Source organism: Thalassotalea fusca (genome assembly GCF_053485835.1).
The window spans coordinates 22,561-37,768 of sequence record NZ_JBQRUN010000002.1 but is presented as its reverse complement, the minus strand read 5'-3'; the positions used below and the strand labels follow the sequence as shown (position 1 = coordinate 37,768).

General features: G+C 40.4%; 14 protein-coding genes. 9 read left to right on the top strand and 5 right to left on the bottom strand.

What is annotated here, in order from left to right; genetic code table 11:
* Together pckA and ACSLUK_RS02565 are read right to left on the bottom strand one after the other, a co-directional pair.
* Nucleotides 1–1,611 carry a phosphoenolpyruvate carboxykinase (ATP) gene (gene pckA, locus ACSLUK_RS02570; protein WP_448546948.1) on the bottom strand — a complete coding sequence of 537 codons (1,611 nt, stop codon included), beginning with the start codon at nucleotides 1,609–1,611 and terminating at the stop codon, nucleotides 1–3.
* A gap of 402 nt (nucleotides 1,612–2,013) precedes the next feature.
* Nucleotides 2,014–4,572, bottom strand: a complete 2,559-nt coding sequence (locus ACSLUK_RS02565) for a penicillin-binding protein 1A (RefSeq protein ID WP_448546947.1) — start codon at nucleotides 4,570–4,572, stop codon at nucleotides 2,014–2,016.
* Nucleotides 4,573–4,700: 128 nt separating this feature from the next.
* Between ACSLUK_RS02565 and pilM the strand changes: the two genes are divergently transcribed.
* The 9 genes from pilM (at nucleotide 4,701) to ACSLUK_RS02520 (ending at nucleotide 13,767) form a co-directional block, all read left to right on the top strand.
* Nucleotides 4,701–5,780, top strand: coding sequence for a pilus assembly protein PilM (pilM, locus tag ACSLUK_RS02560; RefSeq protein ID WP_448546946.1), 1,080 nt, complete (start codon nucleotides 4,701–4,703; stop codon nucleotides 5,778–5,780).
* The gene (locus tag ACSLUK_RS02555; protein WP_448546945.1) at nucleotides 5,768–6,346 is read left to right on the top strand and encodes a PilN domain-containing protein; all 579 of its coding nucleotides are present in this window, start codon (nucleotides 5,768–5,770) and stop codon (nucleotides 6,344–6,346) included. Before pilM ends, ACSLUK_RS02555 begins: the two co-directional genes overlap by 13 nt.
* Complete coding sequence (pilO, locus tag ACSLUK_RS02550) at nucleotides 6,343–6,942, top strand: type IV pilus inner membrane component PilO (protein ID WP_448546944.1); 600 nt, start codon at nucleotides 6,343–6,345, stop codon at nucleotides 6,940–6,942. The genes ACSLUK_RS02555 and pilO overlap by 4 nt, the downstream gene beginning before the upstream one ends.
* On the top strand, nucleotides 6,939–7,475 hold the full coding sequence (locus ACSLUK_RS02545) for a pilus assembly protein PilP (protein ID WP_448546943.1): 537 nt from the start codon (nucleotides 6,939–6,941) through the stop codon (nucleotides 7,473–7,475). Before pilO ends, ACSLUK_RS02545 begins: the two co-directional genes overlap by 4 nt.
* On the top strand, nucleotides 7,475–9,526 hold the full coding sequence (locus tag ACSLUK_RS02540; RefSeq protein WP_448546942.1) for a type IV pilus secretin PilQ: 2,052 nt from the start codon (nucleotides 7,475–7,477) through the stop codon (nucleotides 9,524–9,526). The genes ACSLUK_RS02545 and ACSLUK_RS02540 overlap by 1 nt, the downstream gene beginning before the upstream one ends.
* 145 nt (nucleotides 9,527–9,671) lie before the next feature.
* Nucleotides 9,672–10,190: a shikimate kinase AroK gene (aroK, locus tag ACSLUK_RS02535; RefSeq protein ID WP_448546941.1), complete on the top strand. Its 519-nt coding sequence runs from the start codon at nucleotides 9,672–9,674 to the stop codon at nucleotides 10,188–10,190.
* Nucleotides 10,191–10,193: 3 nt separating this feature from the next.
* Nucleotides 10,194–11,258, top strand: a complete 1,065-nt coding sequence (gene aroB, locus ACSLUK_RS02530; RefSeq protein ID WP_448546940.1) for a 3-dehydroquinate synthase — start codon at nucleotides 10,194–10,196, stop codon at nucleotides 11,256–11,258.
* Nucleotides 11,259–11,281: 23 nt separating this feature from the next.
* The gene (locus ACSLUK_RS02525) at nucleotides 11,282–12,682 is read left to right on the top strand and encodes an SPOR domain-containing protein (RefSeq protein WP_448546939.1); all 1,401 of its coding nucleotides are present in this window, start codon (nucleotides 11,282–11,284) and stop codon (nucleotides 12,680–12,682) included.
* 260 nt (nucleotides 12,683–12,942) lie between these two features.
* Nucleotides 12,943–13,767, top strand: a complete 825-nt coding sequence (locus ACSLUK_RS02520; protein WP_448546938.1) for a Dam family site-specific DNA-(adenine-N6)-methyltransferase — start codon at nucleotides 12,943–12,945, stop codon at nucleotides 13,765–13,767.
* Between the two features lie 29 nt (nucleotides 13,768–13,796).
* Here the strand turns inward: ACSLUK_RS02520 and ACSLUK_RS02515 are convergent, their stop codons facing one another.
* The 3 genes from ACSLUK_RS02515 to ACSLUK_RS02505 form a co-directional block, all read right to left on the bottom strand.
* Nucleotides 13,797–13,982 carry a DUF2970 domain-containing protein gene (locus ACSLUK_RS02515; protein ID WP_448546937.1) on the bottom strand — a complete coding sequence of 62 codons (186 nt, stop codon included), beginning with the start codon at nucleotides 13,980–13,982 and terminating at the stop codon, nucleotides 13,797–13,799.
* Nucleotide 13,983: 1 nt separating this feature from the next.
* Complete coding sequence (locus tag ACSLUK_RS02510) at nucleotides 13,984–14,256, bottom strand: hypothetical protein (protein WP_448546936.1); 273 nt, start codon at nucleotides 14,254–14,256, stop codon at nucleotides 13,984–13,986.
* Nucleotides 14,257–14,462: 206 nt separating this feature from the next.
* The gene (locus tag ACSLUK_RS02505; protein WP_448546935.1) at nucleotides 14,463–15,119 is read right to left on the bottom strand and encodes a TorF family putative porin; all 657 of its coding nucleotides are present in this window, start codon (nucleotides 15,117–15,119) and stop codon (nucleotides 14,463–14,465) included.
* Between the last annotated feature and the right edge of the window lie 89 nt (nucleotides 15,120–15,208).

The window sequence follows — 15,208 nt, the reverse complement described above, 5'->3', positions numbered from 1 at the left end:
TTAAAGTAATGGGCCTGCTTTAACCAGTGATTTACCGTTTTCAGTATCGGTAAACTTCTCAAAGTTGTTAACAAAGCGCTTAGCTAAGTCAACAGCCTTATCTTGCCATTGTGTTTGGTCTTCATAAGTGTGTCTAGGATCTAAGATATCTCCTTCAACACCTTCAACTTTAGTTGGAATAGCTAAGTTGAATAATGGTAATACTTCTGTATCAGCATCATCAATTGAGCCATCTAAAATTGCATCGATAATTGCACGTGTTGCTTTGATTGATACACGTTTTCCAGTGCCGTTCCAACCTGTATTAACCAAGTAAGCTTCAGCGCCAGCAGCTTGCATGCGCTTGCGTAGTACTTCTGCATATTGTGTTGGGTGTAGCGATAAGAATGCCGCACCAAAACAGCTAGAGAAAGTTGGTGTTGGTTCAGTAATACCACGCTCTGTACCCGCTAACTTAGCGGTGAAGCCTGATAAGAAATAGTATTCAGTTTGCTCTGGCGTTAACTTAGCAACCGGAGGTAGTACACCGAAAGCATCAGCTGTTAAGAAAATAACTTTCTTCGCATGGCCTGCACGAGAAACTGGCTTAACGATGTTATCGATATGGTGGATCGGGTAAGAAACACGCGTATTCTCTGTTTTAGAACCGTCGTCGTAATCAATCTTACCATTTTCATCAACCGTAACGTTTTCTAATAATGCATCACGACGAATAGCGTTGTAGATATCAGGTTCATTTTCTTTGCTAAGATTGATAGTTTTCGCGTAACAACCACCTTCAAAGTTGAATACACCGTTATCATCCCAACCATGTTCGTCGTCACCAATCAGTTCGCGCTTTGGATCTGTAGAAAGGGTAGTTTTACCTGTGCCAGAAAGACCGAAGAACACCGCAACATCGCCATCTTTACCAACGTTTGCGCTACAGTGCATTGATGCGATACCTTTCAGTGGTAACAAGTAGTTCATCATTGAGAACATACCCTTTTTCATTTCACCACCGTACCAAGTACCACCGATTAACTGCATTTTTTCAGTTAGGTTGAATGCTACGAAGTTTTCAGAGTTTAAACCTTGTTCTTTCCAGTTAGGGTTTGTGGTTTTTGCACCATTCATAACTACAAAGTCTGGTTCGTAGCTTGCTAACTCTTCATCGCTTGGACGAATGAACATGTTTTTTACAAAGTGCGCTTGCCATGCAACTTCAGTGATGAAACGTACTTTTAAACGCGTGTCTTCGTTGGCGCCACAAAATGTATCAACAACAAATAATCTTTTACCCGATAATTGCGTAGTCACTAATGCCTTCAACTCATTCCATGTTTCAGTAGACATTGGCTTATTGTCATTTTTACCTTGATCAGACCACCACACCGTATCACGTGTAGTGTCATCACGAACGATATATTTATCTTTTGGTGAACGGCCAGTGAATATCCCTGTATCAACTGCTACTGCACCTGATTCTGTTACGACACCTTTATCAAAACCATCGAGGTCTGCTCTAGTCTCTTCAGCAAAGAGCAATTCATAAGAAGGGTTGTATACCACTTCAGATATATCGTGAATGCCGTATTTGGTTAAATCGATTTGGGTATGCAGAACAGTCATAGCAAGTTAGCTCCTAAGGTATGACAATTATGTAAATATTACGGGTGTTATTGAGGGCGCAATTTTAGGCGATTATGAATCAAAACGAAAGTAAAATTTCTTTCGTTTTGAAAGTTTTCATAATAACTTTCATTTTATCCTTGTTTTAGCGTGATAAAATCTTTGTGAGCCGCACCTACAAACGTCCGTCTTAAGAGCATAGACATGAAAAAGTTACTAAGCCAATGGCAAGAGAAATCCAATTATCTTTTGAATCGAAATATGACCAGATGGTTAAGTTTTTAAGTGAGGTTTGAGTGTAAATGGCTATTCAGCGATATCAATACAACAAGTTAATGAATATAACTCATCGGGTGTAAATAATGTGACGCACTTCCAAGTACATGCGTCACATTTTTGAGACTAAAAAATGTCTACATCTTCTTGTGATTGATTACCATCCAATATTACGCTGCTATTGTCTTTGGTGTCGTAGGTCGTAGGTGCAGTTCCTAATTTAAAAAATTCGAATAGGCTCGATTTATCCGTTTTAGTCGTTAGCTTGCCACTGTGCTTATCTATTCGTACTGAAAGTAAGTCGGCAGGTTGGCGGAACGGTTCAGGAGGGATGTCCTGCAATGCTATTTTCATAAAATCTACCCAAGCCGGTTGTGCCGAACGGGCGCCATATTCATTGCCGACTATTTGATCTTTAGGAAGGTTGCTATTTCTAGCCGATCTACCGAGGTTTCGGCTAGGGTCATCAAAGCCGATCCACGATGTTGCAACAAGGCGACGGCTATATCCTGTAAACCAAGCATCTTTCGCTTCGTTTGTGGTTCCTGTTTTACCCGCGATGTCTCTTCTCTTGAGCTTTCTTGCACGCCATCCTGTACCTTGCCACCCCGGCGCTATTGACCAATCAGCACCCCAAATCGCTTCATTCAACGCTTCGGTGATTAAAAAGGCGTTTTGTGCAGTAATCACTCTCGGTGCTTTGCGAAGCGGTAAAATATCCTTGTTTTGCACTAATTCATTATTTACTGACTGCCCAGAAGTATCTGCAGTTAATGACCGGTCTTGCAACCACTGGTCACAATCTTCACATGCTAATGTTGGGTTGGTTTGATAAACAATGTTTCCAAATGAGTCTTCAATGCGATCTATAACGTATGGCTCGACAAGAAAACCGCCGTTAGCGAATGTGGCCATACCGGTTGCTATTTCCAACGGAGTCAACGCAGCAGAACCTAAGGCTAACGATTCATTCTTCGGTAAATCATCTGGCGCAAAACCAAATGATGTTAAATGTGCAATGATATTGTCGACACCGACTTCTCTAAATAATCTGACCGCCACTACGTTCTTCGATTGCGCCAGTGCGATACGTACGCGAATCAAACCGTCATACCTTTCTGGTGAATTTTTAGGGCGCCAAGAGACACCTGTCGCTTCATCCCAATGGTTAATTGGAGCATCGTTAACAAGAGACGCTAAAGTAAATCCATTATCGAGTGCAGCAGAGTATACAAATGGCTTGATGTTCGAGCCTACTTGACGTTTAGCTTGAGTGACACGATTAAACTGACTTTGTTCGAAACTATATCCACCCACAACTGCTTTTACAGAACCATCGTCAGGTGATAATGCAACCATTGCCCCACTAGCCTGTGGTAGCTGATCGAGTTGATATGAATCATTAAGGTTTGATACATAAATAACATCGCCATATTGAAGTATGTCGGCTGCAGATTTTGGTGCAGGGCCCTGTTTATCGTCAGTAATAAACCTTCTCGCCCATGCCATACCCTGCCAATCTATCGTGGCTTGCTCACCGGAAGCTAAGGTTACGATAGCCGACTGTTGTTCGACTTGCGTGACTACTGCAAGTTGCAAATGGTGATAGGTGTTAAATTGTGCCAAGGCCGTTTGAATTTCTTCATCGGTTAAAGGCGTAATCGCTTCGATAGGACCATCTTTAGGTGAAGGTTTAACTTGCTGGTTTTGTGTGCGCAATGATGCTAGTGGTCCTCTATACCCATGACGTTGGTCGTAGGCATGTAAGTTCTTCACCACCGCTTTTTCAGCTGCTAATTGTGTGTGTGATGCGACCGTAGTAAATACCTTGAATCCGCCTGTATACGCTTGCTCTTCGCCATACATTTCCACCATCTTTTGATGCGCCATTTCAGCGACATATGGTGCATTTAATTCGATCTCAGCACCGTGTTTTTTGGCGGTTATTGGTGCATTTCTAGCTTCGTGATACTGCTCCTGTGTAATATAACCGCTGACCAACATACGTTGTAGCACTACAGCACGTCGTGCTTTTGCACGCGTAGGAGAGGTGATGGGATTAATTGTAGAGGGCGCTTTAGGCAGGCCTGCAAGTACTGCAATTTGCGCTAACGTAAGATCTTGAATGTCTTTACCATAATACACCTGTGCGGCTGCCCCAAAGCCATATGACCGATGGCCCAAAGGAATTTTATTCAGGTAAAGGGACAATATTTCGTCTTTAGATAATAAATACTCAATGTGGAATGCTGTAAATATTTCTCGTATCTTTCGAATATATGTGACTTCAGGCGAAAGAAAGAAGTTACGGGCAACTTGCATGGTAATCGTACTGGCACCACCTTTGTTTTGCCCCATTAGCTTCCCCAATATCGCACGTCCCATGCCTACTGGGTCTACACCAAAATGTAAATAGAAGCGATCATCTTCGGTTGCTAGAATGGCATCGATGAGTTGTTGAGGAAATTGGTCGAGTGCCAAAGGTACACGCTTTTTTTCACCAAATTGATTCATCAACTTGCCATCTGAGCTATAAATTTGCATTGGTGTTTGCCATTTCACGTCTTTTAATGACGAGACGCTGGGCAAATCACTACGTAATGCCAAATAAAGTGCAAAAATAGCAATAAGTCCTGTTAGCGTAAATCCTATCGAAAATTTAACGAAATGTTTGAATGACAACACAAAAAAGCTCAACAAAAATTAGAAAAAATGCCTATAAATACTAGTATATCGTGTAAAAGCATGTAATAAATGTATTTATCACGAAAATATGCCTAATATTATAATAAAAAAAGAACTAGTGGGATATTATGCTAAGCAGCTTATTGAAAAATAAAACCTCTTTAATGGTAGGAATCGACATAGGTTCTCATTCGGCTAAAGCGGTGCTAATTAGTCAAGGAAGTGATGGCTATGTATTAGATGCCATAGCAAGTGAACCAATGCCTAGAGGCGCGATTATCGATCGTGAGATTCAAGACATAGAAGCCGTCGGCAATGTGATTGCTAAAATTCGAAAGAAAATTAGCAATTCAATTACATTGGCTGCTGCAGCTGTCTCGGGACAAACTGTGATCACGAAAGTTATCTATATGGATGTCAATCTGACTGACCAAGAACTCGCTAGTCAAATTGAGATAGAAGCGGATAGCTTGATTCCTTATCCGTTAGATGAAGTAAGCCTAGACTTTGAAAAGTTAGATGTGAATGAATCTGACCCCAGCAAAGTAAATGTCTTACTTAGCGCTGCTCGAACTGAATCAGTTGAAGCTCGAGTGTCTGCAATAGAAGCTGGTGGCTTCAAAACAAAGGTTATTGATGTTGAGTCGTACGCGGTCAATCGTTCTTATGATTTATGCCTTTCTCTATTACCAGACGATGCGGTAGAAAAGGCCGTTGCCATTGTAGATATTGGTGCCACCATGACATTATTTTCGGTTACCGATAATGGCCAACATGTTTATAGCAGAGACCAACTATTTGGTGGTGAACAATATACACGGTCCATTGTCTCTTACTACAACAAAAGCTTTGAAGAAGCCGAAGCGGATAAAGTCAGTAATAATTTACCGCCTAACTATACTTTTGAAGTGCTCGCTCCATTCCATACCATCTTAATTCAGCAGATTAGGCGGGCAATTCAAATGTTTTTAACATCCAGTGGCAGAGACAAGATTGACTATTTAGTATTGTCGGGAGGAACTGCAGTGGTAGAAGGTCTAGAAGAGTTGTTAACAGAAGAGTTAGGTGTACATACTGTAATTGCAAATCCATTTAACGATATGAGTATTTCATCAAATGTTGATAGCGATATATTAGCTGCTACAGCACCACAATATATGGTTGCGACAGGATTGGCCTTAAGGAGCTTTTCGCCATGGCACATATAAACCTACTTCCTTGGCGTGAAGAAGCCGAAAAAGCAAAACAAAGAGCATTTTTCACGTCGTTAACTGCATTTGCTTTAGGGGCACTGGCGATAGTAGTTTTGATTAGTCAGTTCTATCAATTACGAATCGACGGCCAGGTCTCTAGAAACCAATTCTTAAAAAATGAAATCAAAATCCTTGATTCACGAATTGCTCAAATTCAAGCACTAAAAGAGAAAAAGCGTGAATTAGAAAAGCGAATGAGTGTAATTGAGCAACTGCAACGTAGCCGAAATGTGGGAACACAGGTACTTAATGAAATGGCGAACATTGTGCCAAATGGTGTCTATCTAACAAAAATGGATAAACAAGGTAATGTTCTTCAATTACTGGGCAAAAGCGAATCAAACAACCATTTAGCTAACATGATTCGTCAGATTGAACGCTCCGATTTGTTTGAAAATGCGGTTTTAGAATCTATTACCTCTAACGACGCTAAAAGCAAATTACTAAGTGATTTCAAAATGCAAGTGCAAATTAAAGGCCTAATAGACAATGTCGACAGCACTGCTGGAGGTGGCGCGTGAAAGATTTAGATTTATCTCAGTTTGAGAATCTTGAATTAGATAATATAGGGCATTGGCCACCACTAGCAAAAGCGGTATTTACGGCATTTATTTCAGCGATTGTATTGTTTTTAGGCTATTTTTTAATTATTAGCGATAAAATTAAACAACTCGATGTAGTCATTGCTGAAGAAGCAACGCTAAAGCAAGAATACCAGTCAAAGTATCATGTGGCAGCTAATCTGGAAGCGTTTCAGCAGCAAATGATTGAAGCAGAAGAGTTATTTGCAAACCAACTTAAGAGCTTACCGGAAAGTCATGAAACGCCAGGCTTGCTCGATGATATTACTTTTGTTGGAACTACAAGCGGCTTAAATTTTGTTAAACTAAACTGGCAACCTGAAATTACGCGAGAGATATATATTGAACTACCAATTGATATTCAGGTACTAGGGAGCTATCACGAATTTGGTGGTTTTGTTAGCAAAATTGCAGCATTGCCGCGTATTGTTACGCTACATGATTTTACAATTGATTTGAATAAAAATGAAAATGGTGAGCTTAATTTGAACTTGCAAGCAAAAACCTATCGATACCGTGAGGCAGAGCAAAAATGAAGAAATATGGCGTAATACTTAGTGTATGCCTGTTGACTGGTTGTTTTGACAATACAGAAGATCTTCAGAATTACATCGCACAAGTGCAAGCTAGCGCCTCTAGTCAAGTGGAACCCATGCCAGAAGTTCCCGTGTTTGATCATTTCGAGTACGCTGCACAATCAAAACGTAGCCCATTTGACGCACCCAAACCTGAGGCGATACAAGAAAAAATTCAGCAAATGTCGGGGTGTTTAAGCCCAGATCCTAGAAGGCGAAAGCAGCCACTAGAGAAGTTCTCGTTAAGTGATTTAACTATGCGAGGCACATTAGGTGAGCTAGATATTACGTGGGCACTTGTAGAAGCTTCCGATCAAACATTACACCGTGTTGCTGAGGGTAGCTATTTGGGGCTTTACAATGGTCGAATTACTGAAGTCGAAGCCGACAAAGTTAAAGTGGTTGAATTAATTCCAGACGGCGCAGGCTGTTGGGTAGAGCGCGAAACTATAGTCGCTATAGTTGATGCTGAAGCAGAGGGGCAAAGGAAATAATGTTGCTATCAAAAAATATGAATAATCAATATGTGACGCGAATCATGCGTAAATTACTAGCATGTGTATTGTTAATTTCGTTACCAACTTTCGCTTTTGCTGGTCAACTTAAACAGCTGAGCTATAACACGTTGCAAAATGAAGAAATCGCGTTGGTGTTCTCAATGTCTGAGAGCATTGAAAACCAACCTTCGATTAAAACTAATCTGAATCCAGCGAGAATAGATATCGCATTTGATGCTGATAGCTATGATCCGAATATTGCAATGACAAAGGTTGACCATGCAGGTGTCAATTTTGTGGAAGTGCAGAAAACTGGGGGCAAAGTGGTTGCTTCAATTCATTTAGATGAGCTGGCGATTTTTGATGTTGCCTCAAAAGATAATGAATTTACGCTAACGCTAAACAAAGGATTAGCAAATTCAAAAGTTTCCAAGTTGATGCCAGCAAGTGGTGGGTTTATAAATAATATAGCCAATGTTGATTTTAAAAAGGGCGCCAACAATGAAGCTCAGATTTTAGTTCACCTTGATGACTCAATGGTTGCTGTCGATGTAAGTGACAAGTTGGGCAAAATTTATATCGAATTTCACAATACGCAAATTGTTGAAGATTTGCTTTATACGTTAGATGTTACTGACTTCGGTACATTAGTGAAGAGTATTGAAACGTTCAGAGAAGGCAAAAATGCGCGTTTAGTCGTTGATATCAATGGCAGTTTTACCTTTAACCATCAGCAGCTTGGCACGGTATTTTCTTTAACAGTTGAAGAAAAAGAGATTGTTCCTGGTTACTTAGGGGACGAAGATGATTTTACTGGTCGTGCTATTTCTTTGAATTTCCAAGATATTTCAGTGAGAACGGTTTTGCAGATCATTGCAGACTATAACGGTTTCAACTTAGTCACCAGTGACACAGTATCTGGGAACATTACATTAAGATTAGACGGTGTACCTTGGGACCAGGCACTCGATATTATTCTAAAAGTTCGAGGCCTAGATAAGCGCATGGAAGGTAATATCTTGATGGTAGCGCCAAGTGATGAACTGGCCGCTCGTGAGGCTAGAGAATTGCAGGCTAAACAGCAAGTAGAAGAACTCGCGCCACTGTATTCTGAGTTTGTGCAAGTGAATTACGCCAAAGCAGCGGAATTTGCATCATTAATCAAGAGTGAAGAAAACAGCATCTTATCACCTCGAGGAAGTGTAAGTGTCGATGAGCGAACAAATACGCTACTTATTAGAGATACCGCTAAAAGTATCGAAGACATTAAAAGAATGGTTGGTGTTTTAGATATTCCTGTTCGTCAGGTAGTGATTGAGTCTCGTATGGTAACGGTGAAGGATAACATTAATGAAGAATTAGGTATTCGCTGGGGGGTAACGGATACTGATGGTGAGTATGCAACTTCAGGAAGTCTAGGCGGTGCTAATTCAGCAAATGGTGGGGTAACGCCAAGCATCGACAACAGAATGAATGTGAACCTACCTGTGCAAACGCCTGCTGGTAGTATCGCGTTTCAGGTTGCACGGTTGGCTGATGGCACAATTTTAGACTTGGAATTGTCTGCCATGGAAAAAGAAAATAAGGGGGAAATCATTGCAAGCCCTCGTATTACTACTGCAAACCAAAAAGAAGCTTATATCGAGCAAGGGGTCGAAATTCCTTATCAAGAAGCTGCTTCAAGTGGGGCAACGGCAACTCAGTTTAAGAAAGCTGTGTTGAGCTTAACGGTTACACCGCACATTACACCTGACAATCGCATCATTTTAGACTTGGTAGTCACACAAGATACAGTATCAGAAGTAACGAATGGTCAAGCGCCTGCAATTGATACGCAACGGATTGGTACGCAGGTACTTGTAAATAATGGTGAAACCATTGTACTTGGTGGCATTTATCAACAGTCAATTGTTAATACGGTTTCTAAAGTGCCTGTGTTGGGGGATATCCCATATTTTGGTTGGATGTTTAGAAATACCAATAACTTTAATGAGAAAAAAGAACTACTTATCTTTGTAACTCCGAGGGTTGTAACTGAGCGTTTTTAGTAAAATTACAACTAAATGCTGTTTTAGTTAACAGTTGCTTGCAATCTATAGTGAACAATTGCGATAATTACGCCCTTAAATTTTTCGAGGGGGGCTCCCTCTTACCGATAAACGTAATTATTTAAACGAGAATTAAGTTAATCTCATGGCAGAAAAACGTAACATATTCCTAGTAGGTCCTATGGGTGCTGGTAAAAGCACAATAGGTAGAGAATTAGCTGACAAATTACATTTAGAGTTTTTTGATTCAGATCAGGAAATCGAACGACGAACAGGTGCCGATATCGCATGGGTATTTGATTTGGAAGGTGAAGAAGGTTTTCGCAAAAGAGAAGAAAACGTCATCGAAGATCTGACAGAAAAACAAGGTATTGTTTTAGCTACAGGTGGTGGTTCGGTTATCAGTAGTAAAGTGAGAAACCGTTTATCTGCACGTGGTATTGTTGTTTATTTGGAAACTACCATTGACAAGCAAGTGGCTCGTACTCAACGAGATCGTCGCCGACCATTACTACAAACATCTGAAGATCCGCGCACAGTGTTAGAAAATCTCGCTGTTGAACGCAATCCTCTTTATGAAGAAGTCGCTGATGTTGTCATTCAGACAGATGATCAAAGCGCTAAGATTGTTGCCAACAAAATCGTGGATAAGTTAGATTTCTAATCAATGGCCAAATTACACGTTGAGCTTGGTGAGCGCAGCTACCCAATTTATATAGACAGCAAGTTATTCTCACAGAGTGACTTGCTGTCTGAGCATATAAAAGGCAAGCGGGTAAGTATTGTAACTAACAATGTTGTTGCACCGTTATATTTGGCATCAGTTAAATCACTACTAACAGGCTATCAGGTAGATGAAATTATTCTTCCTGATGGGGAAGCGCAAAAGAATTTAGATAACTTCAACGTGATTATGTCTCATTTACTCCAGAATGGGCATGGAAGAGATACCACACTCATTGCTTTGGGCGGTGGGGTTATTGGCGATATTACAGGTTTCGCCGCTGCCTGCTATCAACGCGGGATTGATTTTGTTCAAATTCCTACCACACTTTTATCACAAGTTGACTCATCTGTGGGTGGGAAAACTGCGGTCAATCATCCATTGGGCAAAAACATGATAGGGGCTTTTTATCAACCTAAAGCTGTCTTAATGGATATCGATACGTTGCAATCGCTACCTAAGCGTGAATTTTCTGCTGGTATGGCTGAAGTTATCAAGTATGGCATTCTGGGTGATAAAGATTTCTTTGAGTGGTTAGAGCAGAACATTAATGAAATCAAAGCAGGTGAGCAAGCGACGATTATTAAAATGCTTGAAACTTGTTGTCAGTGCAAAGCTGACATTGTAGCTGCTGATGAGAGAGAAGCTGGTCTTCGAGCGTTACTCAATCTTGGCCATACTTTTGGGCATGCGATAGAAGCCGAACAAGGCTATGGAAATTGGCTACATGGCGAAGCGGTTGCTACTGGTATGGTTCTTGCTGCGAAGTTAGCAGTAACATTGAATTTGTTATCAGCGTCAGAACTTCGTCGAATAGAGCAATTGATTGCATCATTTGATTTGCCGCTTGAAGCACCTAAAAGTATGGGTTTTGAGCAATTTATAAAGCATATGCGCCGAGATAAGAAAAATATTGGCGGTAAACTTAGGTTAATAATTCCAACGTCTATTGGGCGATGTGAATTACGAGACGATATCTCTGAAGACATGCTGAAACAAATTCTGTAATTAGTATTTACAGAAGGTGGCTCATGTCGGCACTGGCATCAACAATTAACGAAAACGTCAATGACAGCATAGCGCAGATTAGCACGAATGCGCGCGTAGATTATATTCTACGTTTCTCAAAGCAAGCCGTTATCGTGCTTGACGATACCATTGAGAATTATTCCGCAGTTGGCAGTCAATTTTTAGGTAATATACCTAATCATCACAATGCCGCATACTTATCTGTGTCACCCAAACTCAACGATATTCAAATTCGCGCACGAATTGTTGAACAACTTTATTTTGATCAAGCCTTTGATCCTGAAAAATCGATTGCTGTCACGTTAATCAATCTCGTCAAGTCTGCTCCACAAACACTGAGTATTGTTATTGAGCATGCGCAATTATTATCGCTGCAAATTGTTCACGAACTATGCCAGCTAGCAGAAATTGCCAAAAAATCTAGCTTAGAAATTAACGTACTCATGTTAGGTGATAACCAACTTGGGCAACTCTTATATGAAAATCAGTCGCTGTTTCAAAAGAAAGTGTCAATTGTTGATGCCCAATCTGGCCAACTTCTCGCCGTTAATGCCAAACAGTTCAAACCGAAAGTTGCCTTTTTAAGTTGGACGGCCAATAAAGTGTTAATAATTGGTTTTAGCATGCTGATACTCGTTGCCATGGCGACACTAGTCTATTTGGCTAACAGAGATGTGACAGAGTTTAGTGGTTTAGAAGTGCCTGAATCACCACATAGTACTAGTGGAGAATATTTGGTTAAATTGGGAGAGCTGTCTCCATCCACTGAAAATTCACCAATCGAAAGTAGCTCAAAAGTAGCGAAACAAGCGGATATCCTCAATGCGCTCTTAGGCGAATCATCACCTACTGAAGTTATTAAAGAGGTGGCTGTTGTTGATGATATTTTTGTTGCGTTAACTGCTGCGGATGAGCAAGATGCTGTATTAAATGTTGGTAGCAAACAGCATGAGCTATTAGGGTCTTCCAATGAAGTCGCTTTGCATACTGAGAGCGTGCCTCGCAAAGGTAACGATAGTGCTACCATTCATTCGAAAAAAGTTACAGAAAGCGAACCACTAGACTCTCCAAGTGCTAGCATGACAGATTCGGTCGGTGATTTGGCCAATCAAATCTCACAATATCCCCAAGGGGCTGTCGTGCAACTTGGCGGGTTTAGACAGCGTAGTGTGATGGCGTCGTTTATTGCTGCACATCAGGCAGATATACAGTTGTTCCATTATCAACGAATACAGTCAGGGCAACCGTATTGGGTTGTCACGTCCAAAGTGTACAAAACGCGTACAGAGGCCGCAGCTAGTATTGAACAGTTACCTCAAATACTAAAAAAGCGCTCACCTTGGGTTAAGTCTGTAATAGATGTAAATAAAGAGCGTGTAGTAAACAATTCCAGCAGTGAATGAAGGAAGTTGCCCACTGACGTTAACTTATTAATGAAATTATATTGGAGAACGGCTACAATTCGCCCCTAAAAATTAATAAGTTTAATCTCACTGGTTACTGTGTTGACAAATCACAGCAACATTTACTCAATCTAACGCATATGGCTACTAGAGAATGTATCGTTAATGGAATCAACCATTACGCGATTTTGGAGTAAATAATCACTGCGATTAAGGATCTAGCTTTTCAGGCGGCTTTGTCTGTAGGAATTTAGGGTAGCATGGTTAAAAAGCATCGGGCGTTTTTGAAATGGGCCGGCGGAAAATATGGTCTTAGCGATGTGATCAATAAAATGTTGCCTAATGGTGAACGACTCATCGAACCATTTGTTGGCGCAGGTTCTATTTTTCTAAATAGTGACTACGATCAATACCTATTAAATGATATCAATCAAGATCTTATTAATTTATATCAAATTATTCAAATTAAGCCTCAGCAATTTATTGATGATGCGAAGCGGCTTTTCAGCCCTGAAAATAATGATGCCGAAGCATATTACCACCTAAGAGCTGAGTTTAATGCAACCGTAGACAAGTACTATCGCTCATTGTTATTCCTCTATATGAATCGCCATGGTTACAACGGTTTGTGTCGTTATAATAAATCCGGTGGTTATAATGTACCGTTTGGTAAATATAAAAAACCCTATTTTCCTGAAGAAGAACTGTGGTACTTCGCTGAAAAGTCTGAAAAGGCAATATTTATTTGCGAAGGATATCGAAAAACCTTTGAACGAGCGAATGCTGGTGATGTCATATACTGCGATCCTCCTTATGTGCCTTTAAGCAAAACGGCTAGTTTTACCAGTTATGCTGGTAATGGTTTTGGCTTGGATGAACAGGCTGATTTGGCGAATGCAGCCGAAGAAGCTAGGAGTGACAAAAAAGCGGTGGTTCTAATTAGTAACCACGACACCATTTGGACGCGTAAAATCTATCAAGGCGCGGATAAATTAAAAACAATAAAAGTCGCGAGGACTATTAGTCAGAAAGGTAGTAAGCGAAATAAGGTTGGTGAACTGCTTGCGTTATACAAGGGTAAATAACCCGGTACATCAAAGAACGTAACTAGCCACTAATGGCTTTGTAAGACAAATTGTACTACTAATACCAACAAGCCAATAAAAACGACAACGCCTGCGAGACCTGCAACCACAAAATGTACGAATTTACCTTGTTCGAAATCGCGAGCACGGTTTTTATCACTTTGAACGCCCAAAAACGCTGCAGCAACACTTTTTATCGTTTGCCACCAGCTCATGCTACCTATGAATCCTCATTTGTTGAATCACTTCGTATACTTCGATAAATGTCATATAAATTGAACGCTTACGATTACTACTAGACCAGTTTGAGATTTTTTCTCCAGCAAACTTTTGCAATTGTGCATCTGTTTCTTGGTACATAGCAATCACACTATCGTGATACTTGTCATATGTTTTGTGGTTATATGAAGAGGGGTAGAAACTCATGGTCACCGCTAGCAATGTAATAGCGGCAAAGAAAATAGAAAATAGTCGAATGGAAAACTTCATGTTTGTACTTAACAATATCTACCTTGAAATTAAGGCCTAATATAATAACAGAAAGTTCTCGTAGTTCAAAAATAAATCAATCATTGAGCTACATAAAAATAACCCAACTGCAAAACGAGGCGCATTTGGGTTATTTCACTTGGTATTAAAACTCGTATTCAACCATTAATGGCGGTACAAACATCATTTTCGCAGGTGTCGAAATTCTAAATATCGATACTATATGAAAGGAATAACTTAACATCATCACCGTCAATGTCTGTCCTTGAGGCGCCTATTGAAAAGCTGTTCTTGCTTACTGAAATTGAATAGTCTGCAAAGGATTCGCCTGCATAAAATTCATCCGTGCCTGTGCCAATATGAAGTGACAAGGTAAATTCTTGTGCAATGTTAACGTTAGCATCAAGTGATAGGTAACTATCATCACCAAAGTCATTGCCTTGTGCATCAACTAAAGTGGCGTAGCCAAGCGTAAACGCGCCATAAGTAACGCTGGTATATAGCTCGCTGAAATCGACATCTTCAATAGCATCTGGGTATGCATATTGAATGAATCCAACATCAAATTCGAAGTCATTAAAGCTCCCAGTGTAGCCGCCATAAACATCAAGTTCGTAGGTCATACCTTGCGCCCAATCAGCGTTGGATACCCAAGTACCTACGTAAAAGCCCGAGTTATGCGCATAGTCAATACCCCCTGATATAGCGGCCTTACCATTAGTTTGTTCAAGTCCGCGCCATAGGTAATTGCTGGTGACACCAACGTTTGCGGTTAATGAATTTTCAGCAAATGTAGTTGTAGAAAATAGCGTAGATGCTAAGAATGATAGTGAAAGGGCGCAATATTGTTTTGTTCTAGTCATTTATTTCTCACTTATTTGTTGTTATTACATAACGGTATTGCAATGACGATGCCGCCCCTGTTTAAAATTAAATTATCAGTTGTAACAAT

Bases quoted from the DNA above. Each gene is read 5' to 3' on its own strand.
- aroK (WP_448546941.1), top strand. From the start codon at position 9,672: ATGGCAGAAAAACGTAACATATTCCTAGTAGGTCCTATGGGTGCTGGT.
- ACSLUK_RS02525 (WP_448546939.1), top strand. From the start codon at position 11,282: ATGTCGGCACTGGCATCAACAATTAACGAAAACGTCAATGACAGCATA.
- ACSLUK_RS02510 (WP_448546936.1), bottom strand. From the start codon at position 14,256: ATGAAGTTTTCCATTCGACTATTTTCTATTTTCTTTGCCGCTATTACA.
- pilM (WP_448546946.1), top strand. From the start codon at position 4,701: ATGCTAAGCAGCTTATTGAAAAATAAAACCTCTTTAATGGTAGGAATC.
- ACSLUK_RS02515 (WP_448546937.1), bottom strand. From the start codon at position 13,982: ATGAGCTGGTGGCAAACGATAAAAAGTGTTGCTGCAGCGTTTTTGGGC.
- ACSLUK_RS02540 (WP_448546942.1), top strand. From the start codon at position 7,475: ATGTTGCTATCAAAAAATATGAATAATCAATATGTGACGCGAATCATG.
- ACSLUK_RS02545 (WP_448546943.1), top strand. From the start codon at position 6,939: ATGAAGAAATATGGCGTAATACTTAGTGTATGCCTGTTGACTGGTTGT.
- pckA (WP_448546948.1), bottom strand. From the start codon at position 1,611: ATGACTGTTCTGCATACCCAAATCGATTTAACCAAATACGGCATTCAC.
- ACSLUK_RS02555 (WP_448546945.1), top strand. From the start codon at position 5,768: ATGGCACATATAAACCTACTTCCTTGGCGTGAAGAAGCCGAAAAAGCA.
- aroB (WP_448546940.1), top strand. From the start codon at position 10,194: ATGGCCAAATTACACGTTGAGCTTGGTGAGCGCAGCTACCCAATTTAT.
- ACSLUK_RS02520 (WP_448546938.1), top strand. From the start codon at position 12,943: ATGGTTAAAAAGCATCGGGCGTTTTTGAAATGGGCCGGCGGAAAATAT.
- ACSLUK_RS02505 (WP_448546935.1), bottom strand. From the start codon at position 15,119: ATGACTAGAACAAAACAATATTGCGCCCTTTCACTATCATTCTTAGCA.